At 41.4% G+C, this 11,114-nt stretch carries 7 protein-coding genes; 1 reads left to right on the top strand and 6 read right to left on the bottom strand.

Annotated elements, in window-relative coordinates:
- Positions 1–145: 145 nt before the first annotated feature.
- From UYI_RS0118980 to UYI_RS0118960, 5 genes are all read right to left on the bottom strand, one after another.
- Positions 146–1,492, bottom strand: coding sequence for a TldD/PmbA family protein (locus tag UYI_RS0118980; protein ID WP_016868249.1), 1,347 nt, complete (start codon positions 1,490–1,492; stop codon positions 146–148).
- Positions 1,493–1,590: 98 nt separating this feature from the next.
- Positions 1,591–3,033 carry a TldD/PmbA family protein gene (locus tag UYI_RS0118975; protein WP_016868247.1) on the bottom strand — a complete coding sequence of 481 codons (1,443 nt, stop codon included), beginning with the start codon at positions 3,031–3,033 and terminating at the stop codon, positions 1,591–1,593.
- A gap of 301 nt (positions 3,034–3,334) precedes the next feature.
- On the bottom strand, positions 3,335–4,999 hold the full coding sequence (gene pgm, locus UYI_RS0118970; RefSeq protein ID WP_016868246.1) for a phosphoglucomutase (alpha-D-glucose-1,6-bisphosphate-dependent): 1,665 nt from the start codon (positions 4,997–4,999) through the stop codon (positions 3,335–3,337).
- A 121-nt stretch (positions 5,000–5,120) separates the two neighbouring features.
- On the bottom strand, positions 5,121–6,014 hold the full coding sequence (locus tag UYI_RS0118965) for a polyphosphate kinase 2 family protein (RefSeq protein ID WP_016868245.1): 894 nt from the start codon (positions 6,012–6,014) through the stop codon (positions 5,121–5,123).
- Positions 6,015–6,226: 212 nt separating this feature from the next.
- Entirely contained in the window at positions 6,227–8,668 is a 2,442-nt protein-coding gene (locus UYI_RS0118960; RefSeq protein WP_016868244.1) for a phosphoketolase family protein, read from the bottom strand.
- A gap of 864 nt (positions 8,669–9,532) precedes the next feature.
- Here UYI_RS0118960 and menH point away from each other — a divergent pair.
- Positions 9,533–10,381: a 2-succinyl-6-hydroxy-2,4-cyclohexadiene-1-carboxylate synthase gene (menH, locus tag UYI_RS0118955; protein ID WP_016868243.1), complete on the top strand. Its 849-nt coding sequence runs from the start codon at positions 9,533–9,535 to the stop codon at positions 10,379–10,381.
- Between the two features lie 39 nt (positions 10,382–10,420).
- Here the strand turns inward: menH and UYI_RS0118950 are convergent, their stop codons facing one another.
- Complete coding sequence (locus tag UYI_RS0118950; RefSeq protein ID WP_016868242.1) at positions 10,421–11,074, bottom strand: glycoside hydrolase family 24 protein; 654 nt, start codon at positions 11,072–11,074, stop codon at positions 10,421–10,423.
- Between the last annotated feature and the right edge of the window lie 40 nt (positions 11,075–11,114).

Genomic DNA, 11,114 nt, shown 5'->3' with positions numbered 1-11,114 from the left:
GTTTTAACTATCACCAATCTGAATTTGGGATAAGGAAAGGGACAGGTAGTAAGCTGAAAATGAAACGTCAAATCCAGCACCTGTCTATCTTTAGTTTAGATGCTTTATTTTGTCATGTAGATGATTTGTGTAAAATATCATCACCTTACAATGTATAAATAAAATCTTCCACCAAAATTCCAGGAACCATACTACCTCCTAGTTGCCGACCTTCATAAGTCCCAACTTCAGGGATGAATTCTTGAAAATTTGTGAAATCGAGTAAATTTTCACCCCAAAAGCGATAAAGACTATCGTCAAATCGCAAATTATCTATTGGTGCGATGATCTCACCATTTTCTACCCAAAAACAGGCATAACGGGTCATACCAGTAATTCTACCTGTGGGGCGATCGCTCCAATTTAAGTAATGCAAGTTTGATACATATAATCCTGTATCCAAACTGGGTAGAATTCGGTCAAATTCTAAACTACCCGGACTGATTTCTGGCGCACGTAAAGATTCATAACTATTAGCACCGTTAGCAGTTTTTTGATATTCCTTGGCAGTACGAGAATTTATCAAAGTATTTACTAAAACTCCTTGAGTAATGATTGGTAATTCTAGTGCTGCCATTTCTCCCCATTCATTAAAACGGGGTACTGTTCCTCGTTGAAAGTTTTCTTTCAGATTAAACTTAGAAGAAAGTTGTTTTTCTCCACGCGAAAGAGCGGCTAAAGCACTATTTCCCTGTTGTAAATCAGCTTCGCTTGTACCACCCCAAGAAAGCATCATTAATAAATCTGCTACTGCGGCTGGTGCAAAATAAGTTCTATATTGCCCCCGTGGTAATTGCTTGATTGGACGAGCCAGTAATTCTAGTTGCTTTTTTGCTTCTTGGATTTTGTGGATATAAGCTTGTTGATGCCAATCACTACCCGCAAATATACCTTTAACAGCTTGTCCTTCGGAGTTAAATATAGAATAATCTAGGGTAAAAGAATCAGTGGCAAACCAGTGTTTTTGACCACAAGAATCGGCATAAGCATTAACAACAGTTCCCCCAGCATAAAAGCCGGTGAAATCTAATTCTGCCACTGATTCTAAAACTTCTGGTACTACTGCTTCTTCAACCAATAAATTACCAGTATGAATTTCGCGACTAGTGTTAGTTCCTAATGGCAATACTAAATAAGGATCTAAAGGTAGCAAGGGAAGTTCTTCGCGTAATTCTTGCAAAGCTTTGTATGTTACTTGCCAATCTATTTCCCAATTACCAGTAAAAGGAATTTGACGAAAACTACTGCGCTGGTCTTGCATTAAAGTAAAGTCAATCCAGCCATCAGCAACTATACCAGTTTGTCTGACTTTGGCATGATTGAAACGAGTAAATTGACTACGTTCACTATTTAATTTGACAGTGAATTCTTCTGTTGCTGCTTTTTTAAGCAAGAGAGTATCAATCAGTTGGTTAAAGCTGACTTCTAAAGTAGATAATTCCTCGTATTTCATCTAAATTCCTATTTGAAAAGGGAAGTAGGGAGCCGCTTTTGTGATGGGGTGGTGGGGTGGTGGGGAGAGTTTGATTCTACATTCTCCCCATCTTCTATTTACGCGCCACCACCGAATACTTCGACGTTAGCAAATTGACAAACGGGTGAACCATGTCCTACCCAAATAGCTTGATTTGGTTCTCCTTTACCACAGTAGGGAGTGCCGTACATCTCCCAGGTTGAAGAGTTTCCGACTTTAGTTAAGCTGTGCCAAAATTCCGGAGTTGTAGCTCGATAGTTGGGATTACGCAAGGTTTTGGTTAATTTACCGTTCTCAATTAATTTAGCGTATTCACAACCAAATTGAAATTTATAACGGCGATCGTCTATTGACCAGGAACGATTGGATTCCATGTAAACGCCGTGTTCTATGTCAGCAATAATTTCCTCAAAAGAAGCTTTACCTGGTTCTAAATTTAAGTTTGCCATCCGGTCGATCGCAGGTCGATTCCAAGAACAAGCACGCGCACAAGCTACTCCTGGTACACCTGCTCTTTTTTGACTTTCTAAACTACCCAAACCCCGCAATAGCACCCCTTCCTTGATTAAATATTCTCGTGTTGCTATTGCACCAGTGTCATCGTAACCATAACTAGCTGATTCACCGGAAACAGTGGGATCAAAGGTAATATTCATCAAGGGAGAACCGTAAACCAAAACCCCAAAATCACTTTTATTCACAAAGCTACCACCAGCGTAGTTGCGCTCATCTCCCAAAATTCTGTCTAATTCTAAGGGATGTCCCACACTTTCATGAATTTGTAGCATCATTTGGTCTGGGGCTAATACTAGATTAGTGCGTGTGGTGGGACATTCTTCTGCTGTTAAGAGTTCTACTGCTTCTTCCCCAATTCGCTGTACTCTTTGCCAGAGATTTTCTGGTTGGAGTAATTCCATACCACCTTGGAAATAGTTTGCTTCCCAACCATTGTTAGTGCGCTGCTGCACGATCGCTCCATCTTGGGCGATCGCTCCATAGTGGGTACTGAGAAACAAAAATTTTTGATATACTTCTGAGCCGTTACTGCTGACAAACCATGTTTCTCTTTCACCAGTATTCGCACCAGCAGTAGTTTTCACAATTTGCTCAGAAACTTTTAGTGATTGGCAGATCCGGACTAGTAAATCGTTAATTTCCCCAGCACTGAGACTATTTAATGGTTCAACAAAAGGTGAAACGTATTCACCAACCACTTTGGGGCGTTCACTTGTGGCTTGAAAAGAATGTATCCACCACTGCTTAGCTGTTAGTGCTTGTTGATACGCTTGTTTCGCGGCATTTTGTAGACTCGTCAGTTGGAGAGAATTAGTTGCTGCATAGCCGATACAGCCATCAACCATGACTTCTAGCATGGCTCCTGTGGTGACAGATTTACCGTTGCGTTGAGGTAAGCCATCACGGACAGCATGATGAGAAGAGGTGTCTTTAACTACTCGGATACCGAGCCAGTCAGCAGGAAGATTGATGTTAGCGATCGCTTTTGTGAGTTCAGACCACATTTAGAAAGTAAAGAGTCAAAAGTAAATAAAACCAATTCTCCAAAAGGAGGCTACATATGTAGATGCTAGGTTAGCACGGCTGTGCTATTTTCCAAACATTATTTATGTCCAGTAGAAATTTTGCGAATTGGTATAAGACCTTTCAAGGTATGAAGGATTCTTATCAAATTATGAATCATTTATAGTTAATTATGAAAAATTTTCAGCAGCTATTGCTACATCATAAAACCATAATAATTGCCGCCCTAATTTATTCTAGAGCGGCGACTAGTTTTGATTGTGACCTTAAAAGATGCAGCAATTAAACGACATTAGCAACAATTTGTGTTGCTTCTTGCAAAATCTCCTCTAGATGAGCTTCGCTCTTAAAGCTTTCAGCATAGACCTTACATACATTCTCTGTACCAGAGGGACGAGCAGCAAACCAGCCGTTTTCAGTCGTTACCTTCAGTCCACCAATTGGCGCATTGTTACCAGGAGCATTCGTTAATTTGGCAGTAATAGGATCACCTGCAAGGGTGGATGCTTTCACATCTTCCGGTGCAAGTTTACCCAGACGCGCTTTTTGTTCTGGCGAAGCGGGAGAATCGATCCGCTTATAGAACGGTTTGCCTAGTTTTGCTGTTAAGTCTTGGTAGTGCAAGCCAGGGTCTTTACCTGTACGCGCCGTAATTTCTGCTGCTAACAAGTCTAAGATTATACCATCTTTATCTGTCGTCCAGACAGTTCCATCCTTACGCAAGAAAGAAGCACCAGCACTTTCTTCACCACCAAAGCCAAAGGAACCATCAAGCAAACCGTCTACAAACCACTTAAAGCCGACGGGTACTTCACATACCTGCCGTCCGATGTCTTTACCCACTCGGTCAATCATGCTGCTACTGACCAAAGTTTTACCGATCGCACTTGTTGCCGGCCAGCCACTACGATTGGTAAATAAATACCAAATTGCCACAGACAGGAAGTGGTTGGGGTTCATCAAGCCGACGCTGGAGGTGACGATCCCATGGCGATCAGAGTCTGTGTCATTGCCAAAGGCGATATCGTAGTCATCCTTAATCTTGACCAAACTAGCCATAGCGTAGGGTGATGAGCAGTCCATGCGGATCTTGCCGTCCCAATCTACACTCATGAAGCGGAAAGTTGGATCAACGGTGTTGTTAACTACGGTGATATTTAAACCATAACGTTCAGCGATCGGTTGCCAGTAGGCAATATTCGAGCCACCCAGGGGATCAACGCCGATGCGGATACCAGAGGATTTGATGACGTCAATGTCGATGATATTTTCTAAATCATTGACGTAGGGAGTAATAAAGTCAAAATAGTGAGTCGTGGCTGCCTTGATAGCAGATTCGTAAGGAATGCGCTTCACATCCCGGTTTTGATTTGCCATCAACTCATTGGCACGGGTTTGAATCCACTTGGTAATTTCTGGTTCCGCCGGACCACCAGAAGGTGGGTTATATTTAAAACCACCATCACTAGGTGGGTTATGGGATGGGGTAATAATGATCCCATCTGCTAAACCACTAGTTCTACCTTTGTTGTAGCAAAGAATGGCATGAGATACTGCTGGTGTGGGCGTGTATATTGCGTAACCTTCGCCCGCAGCAATGTAAACTTCTATATTATTAGCTGCTAGCACTTCTAACGCAGACTTTTGAGCAGGAGCCGAGAGTGCGTGTGTATCCATACCCATGTACAGCGGCCCATTAATACCCTGACTCTGGCGATACTCAGCAACCGCCTGAGATACGGCTAAAATATGGTCTTCGTTGAATGTGCCATTGGCAGAAGAACCACGATGACCGGATGTACCAAAACTAACGCGTTGTAGTGGATTATCGGGATCGGGATGAACCGTGTAGTATTGATCCAAAAGCTGTTCGACATCAATCAAAATATCGGCTGGAGCAGGTTTCCCAGCCAAGGGATTGATTTGTTCTGCGGCTGTTGTCTGCATGGCGCTCGACCTATGCTGCTATGGTTTGGCTACGTCCAGAATACCGTGAAATGACTTCTTACAGAAGTTGGGGCAAGGGACAATGGGAAAGATTAAAGGTATTGAATTTTCCCTTTACCCTTTAACCTTCCTCTGTTTCCAGGATTTCCTTTGCTTTTAACAGTTGTGCGTAATGTTCTTCACTAACTTTGGGATACGCCAAGTTCAGGGATTTCAATTTTTCGTAGATAAAGTAGCCTACAGCAATGCGGGTAAACCATTTATGATCTGCTGGGATAATATGCCAAGGCGCCCATTCTGTACTGGTATGGTTGAAGACATCCTCGTATGCCTGCATGTATTCATCCCAAAATTGTCGTTCTTTGACATCACTGATAGAAAATTTCCAATTCTTCTCCGGAAGTTCTATTCGCTTTAAAAAGCGCTTTTTCTGCTCTTCCTTTGAGACGTTGAGAAAAAATTTCAGTACGATAATGCCGTTATTAACGAGATATTTTTCAAAATTATTGATCTCTTCAAACCGTTGTTGCCAAATGTGTTTGTCTTTTGTTGGAGGCGGCAATTTTTGCTTGGCGAGGAGTTCTGGATGTACACGCACCACTAGCACTTCTTCGTAGTAAGAACGATTAAAGATCCCGATGCGTCCTCGTTCTGGTAAAGCTTTGAACGATCGCCACAAATAGTCATGATCTAATTCCTCGGCGGAAGGAGCTTTGAAACTAAATACTTGGCAACCTTGAGGATTTATCCCTGACATGACATGTTTGATTGTGCCATCTTTACCAGCGGCATCTAAAGCTTGAAGAATGATTAGCAAAGCATAGGTATCCTGGGCATAAAGTATATCTTGATACTTCGCTAACTCCTTGACCCCGATTTGTAATAACTCTTGAGCTTCACTTTTTTGAAAATTGCCTGTGTAATTAGGAGCAAAATCTTTCATCTTGATCTTTGCTCCAGGTCGAACAATCATGGCTTTGGGATTCAAGCGAGTTAGAAAGTCTGCGTAAGACATAGCTTTAGACTAGGGAGTTGGGAAAAGGGTAAGGGCTAATTGGTAATTGCTAAGTGGAGTATTACCTAAGAGTTGCGCTCATAATGGGTATGTAAAGTTCAAGTGATTATCCGAACTTGATATAAGGGTAAAGGGCAAAGGGAAATATACTTAATTTAAAACCTTCACCCTTCACCCTTCATCCTTCTTGAGTTACCCTTTACCCTACTTAACTAGTAAGGCCACTTCCAATTCACGATTTCAGGCTTATCAGTACCATGTTCATAGGCATAATGACGGCAGGAAATTTGCTCATCCTTGAGCATTTCTTTGACGTGAGCGCCTGCTACTTTGAGTTTAGGAACCCGATCAATCACATCGATCGCTATACTAAAACGATCAATCTGATTTTGGATCGCCAGCTCCAGTGGCGTGTTAATGTTGCCTTTTTCTTTGTAACCGCGTACATGCATGTTGTTGTGGTTATGACGGCGGTAAGCCAGGCGATGAATTAACCAAGGATAGCCGTGGAAGTTGAAGATGATTGGCTTATCGAGGGTGAAGAGGCTGTCAAAATCGCGATCGCTCAAACCATGAGGATGTTCTGTATTCGGTTGTAACTTGAACAAGTCAATGACGTTAATAAACCGGATTTTCAAGTCAGGGAAATTTTCTCTCAACAAAACTGATGCTGCTAATGCCTCTAAGGTGGTAATGTCACCTGCACAAGCTAGCACTACATCTGGTTCTGCACCAGCATCTGTACTGGCCCATTCCCAGATATCAATACCCTTGGTGCAATTGCGGACAGCGGCTTCCATATCATGGTACTGCAAGTGCATTTGCTTGTCACACACAATCACATTGATGTAGTCCTGACTGCGCAAACAGTGGTCAGCAACTGACAACAGTGAGTTGACATCGGGGGGAAGATACACACGAACCACATCTGCACTCTTGTTGACAATCAAATCTAAAAAGCCTGGATCTTGGTGAGTGAAGCCGTTGTGATCTTGCCGCCACACGGTAGAGGTAATCAAAATGTTGAGCGAAGAAATTTCTTTGCGCCAGCTAACATGTTTACTAATTTCCAGCCATTTGGCGTGTTGGTTCACCATCGAATCAATCACGTGGACAAAGGCTTCGTAGGTAGAGAAGAAGCCATGACGACCGGTAAGCAAGTAGCCTTCTAGCCAGCCTTCCAAGGTGTGTTCACTCAAAATTTCCATGACGCGACCGTCGGGTGACAGTTCACCACCGTCAGCATCTTCTGGTAAATATCCGGCAATCCAAAACTTCTTACTGCCTTCGTAAACAGCATTCAGCTTATTGGAAGTAGTCTCGTCGGGGCCAAACACGCGGAAATTAGATATGTTCGACTTGATGACATCGCGCAAGAAAACCCCCAGAGGCTTGGTGTTTTCAACTTCAATTGTTCCAGGCTTTTCAACTTCAACGCCGTAGTTGCAGAAATCAGGCAATCTCAGAGAACGGCGCAGCACACCACCATTAGCATAGGGAGTTGAACCCAAACGTTTTGAGCCAGTAGGCGCCATTTCCTTAATTTCAGGGGATAACGTACCATTCTCATCAAATAGTTCTTCTGGCTTGTAGCTTTGCATCCATTCTTGCAGTAGTCTCAGATGCTCTGGGTTGTTGTGCATTCCTCCCATAGGCACTTGGTGAGCGCGCCAGAATCCTTCGACTTTGTGTCCATCGACTTCTTGGGGCCCAGTCCAACCCTTGGGAGTACGCATGACAATCATCGGCCAGCGAGGACGCTTAGGAATGCCACTACTACGAGCTTCCTGTTGAATTTTATGAATTTCCGATATGCAATGATCTAAAGTTGCGGCCATTGCCTGATGCATACTTTCGGGATCAGAGCCTTCCACGAAGTAGGGAGTGTAGCCATAACCTTTATACAGGTCTTCTAGCTCTTCATGGCTGATACGAGCCAAAATGGTAGGGTTGTTAATTTTGTAACCATTCAGGTGCAGAATAGGTAACACTGCACCGTCACGAATGGGATTGATGAATTTATTAGAATGCCAGGAGGTTGCTAAAGGACCTGTTTCGGCTTCTCCGTCGCCAGCCAGTGCAACAACAATCAAGTTGGGGTTATCAAATGCTGCACCATAAGCATGAGATATGCTGTAACCTAGTTCGCCTCCTTCGTGAATCGAGCCAGGAGTTTCAGGGGTACAATGACTACCAATTCCACCAGGGAAGGAGAACTGTTTGAAGAATCGCTTCATTCCCTCTTCGTCTTCGCTACAGTCAGAAAAGTATTGGGAATAGCTACCTTCTAGGTAACAAGGGCCAAGGAATCCAGGCGCACCGTGACCAGGACCTACTATGTATAACATGTCCTGGTCAAATTTTTTGATTACGCGGTTGAGGTGAGTGTAAAGAAAACTGATCCCCGGACTGGAACCCCAATGTCCTAATAAACGATGCTTGATATGCTCGGGTTTGAGAGGTTCTCTGAGCAATGGGTTCTCCCGCAGATAAATCATGCCAATAGCCAAGTAGTTGGCAGCACGCCAGAATGCGTGCATTTTACGGAGTTCATCAGAGCTAAGGGGCATACCCTCAACTGTTGACCGTGCTTTGCCATAACAGCTAATAGAGCTAATTTCTTCAGAGGTTGGTTTTGGGGGTGTTGCTACCATTTTGCACCTTTGTAATTTAATTTGGAATACTCTACAACAAGCCGCTTTGTGTCTACGTGTCTATGCAATTTGGAATTCGGAATTCAAATTTGTAGCATTGCAATCAAGAATGCTTTTGTAGTGATTGCACTCTTATAAAGGATTTCTTAACTATCGCTGGGTAGAAATCAGATAGAACAAAAGATATATATGTCTAATTCAATAGGTAGATAAACCTCACTCAAATGCTTGTTTTAATAACTTGTTAACTATGTTAGGTCAACAGCAGTAAATGAGCCACTTAAGAAAATTTTAGTGGAAAATTGAGAATTTAAGCTTTGAAAAAAAGCTAAATTACATAGATTTTAACCAAAATATTTGAGATGTGAGCATAATTTTTCTATTCTTGCTACAGCACCTGCTGGAGATTGTCTTAATTATTCTATAGCAATCTGATTTACTTCATGAACTTTTTGTAGAGGCAGGCAATAGGCAATAGGAAAAGAAAGGCAAGAAGGAAAATAAGGTATATAAAGTAGGTCGTTTTTTAGAAATAAAATATGAGACTTATAGTTAAACTAATTGTTTACCATCAAAAATTCTTATATAATCTTTTCTTAACCATATTTTCAGAAAGATTTTATGTTCTGAAGTTATTTGCAATTCATAAAAGTATAAAAAATATAATTTTTTCTTTAAAATTCCTTAATGTAGCTCGGTACAATTAAAGTTCGCTGGTGAGCGTTGTTGTTTGTCAAAAGTCATTCGTTTCGTTATTGGATAGGAGTATTGCTTACGATATCGTGTTTTGTTGTTGGTAATTACTAGGGAAGATTGTTTTAAACCCATGATCGATTACCCATTACCTATTATCTATAAGTAATTATGTCAATTAAAAATTATCAATTCTTTTATGCTTTCGATGGCGATCGCAATCAACCTCTTATCCTTTTTCTACATGGATTTATGGGTAACAGCTATGAATTTGATGAAGCAATAGAATTGCTAAAACACGATTTTTATTGCTTGAAAGTAGACTTACCAGGGCATGGAAATACAAAAGTTTTGGGAAGTGAAGATTACTACACAATGACAAATACTGCCCAAGGTTTAATTGACTTATTAGATAATTTAAAAATTCATCAATGCTTTTTAATAGGTTATTCTATGGGGGGCAGGTTAGCTTTGTATCTCACTTTATACTTTCCCCAGAGATTTCCAAAGGTTGTTCTAGAATCTGCTTCTCCTGGCTTAAAAACAGTAGTAGAACGTCAACAAAGAATTCAGCGAGATCAACAAATTGCGAGAAAACTAGAAAGAAGCATTGAAAAAAATGATTTTATCGCTTTTTTAAAAAATTGGTATAATCAGCCAATTTTTGGCAATATCAAAAATCATCCACAGTTTCAGCATTTGATAGAAATTAGAACACAAAATAATCCCATAGAGTTAGCTAAATCTCTGCTATTAATGGGTACTGGCTGCCAACCTTCTCTGTGGGAAAAACTTAAAGATAATCAAAACGATTTACTCTTATTAGCTGGTGAACATGATGAAAAATTTATAGATATAAATCAACAAATGGCTAAGCTATGTCAATATTGCCAGCTAAAAATAGTTAATCATGCTGGGCATAATATTCATTTTGAAAATCCAAATGCATTTGTACAGAATCTCAAAAAATTTTTAATATCGAATCAGCCATTCACGAAAAAATCCCACAACCAAACATGAAAATCTCTTCCCAATCCCCGATCCTCAATCCCTATTTCCTCATCCTTTCCCCGCCATCTTCAACTCTTCTTGTAACATTTTTTGATAAATCTTAGGTAAAAGGGGACTGACAGAATTGGTTTCAATGCCATATCCCAAACTTGTCCATGTGGGAGATAGTCGCCGCAAAACTTCATCTAATTTCCCCTGACGTAGTAGCTGGGAAATATTTACTCCCCAAACTTGAGAATCACTCAACCAACTATGTACCACTGTGTCTTGATACTCTGGTTCAAAACTATAATTAACCCAAAACATCAGTCGCATTGGTTTTGGATGATATTTGGGTGCGATCGCATACCAAGTTGTGTTGATTATTTGGTATCTGCCGGCTGCTGTGGAACAATTACCCTTGTTGGGGCCAACGACAATTGTGACACACTTTTCTGGGTGGCGACTGAGGTCACTGACATGTTCTCCACCATACAAAAGCGAGTAGGGACGCTTACCGCTAGCTTCGCTGGCTGAAATCGTTCGCATCAAGGCACGGATATAAGGATCACCGCCTTTCATCACTAAGGGTGGTTGTCTAGTATTGAATACGGGATCAGGACGCGATCGCAAATTATCGATAATATACCACTGGAATAAATACACAAATACTAACAAAGCAGCCAGTGGGCCGATGAATTTTTCAATGCCTTTCAGTTCCAAGCCTTTCAGAGTTCGACTCCTTAAAATTGGTCATTGGTCA

Source organism: Fischerella muscicola PCC 7414, assembly GCF_000317205.1.
GTDB lineage: Bacteria > Cyanobacteriota > Cyanobacteriia > Cyanobacteriales > Nostocaceae > Fischerella > Fischerella muscicola.
The sequence above is the reverse complement of the archived record's forward strand: the minus strand, read 5'-3'. Positions and strand labels throughout refer to the sequence as shown.

Excerpts from the sequence above, each read along its gene's own strand:
- UYI_RS0118980 (WP_016868249.1), bottom strand. The coding sequence starts at position 1,492 with ATGAAATACGAGGAATTATCTACTTTAGAAGTCAGCTTTAACCAACTG.
- UYI_RS0118975 (WP_016868247.1), bottom strand. The coding sequence starts at position 3,033 with ATGTGGTCTGAACTCACAAAAGCGATCGCTAACATCAATCTTCCTGCT.
- pgm (WP_016868246.1), bottom strand. The coding sequence starts at position 4,999 with ATGCAGACAACAGCCGCAGAACAAATCAATCCCTTGGCTGGGAAACCT.
- UYI_RS0118965 (WP_016868245.1), bottom strand. The coding sequence starts at position 6,014 with ATGTCTTACGCAGACTTTCTAACTCGCTTGAATCCCAAAGCCATGATT.
- UYI_RS0118960 (WP_016868244.1), bottom strand. The coding sequence starts at position 8,668 with ATGGTAGCAACACCCCCAAAACCAACCTCTGAAGAAATTAGCTCTATT.
- menH (WP_016868243.1), top strand. The coding sequence starts at position 9,533 with ATGTCAATTAAAAATTATCAATTCTTTTATGCTTTCGATGGCGATCGC.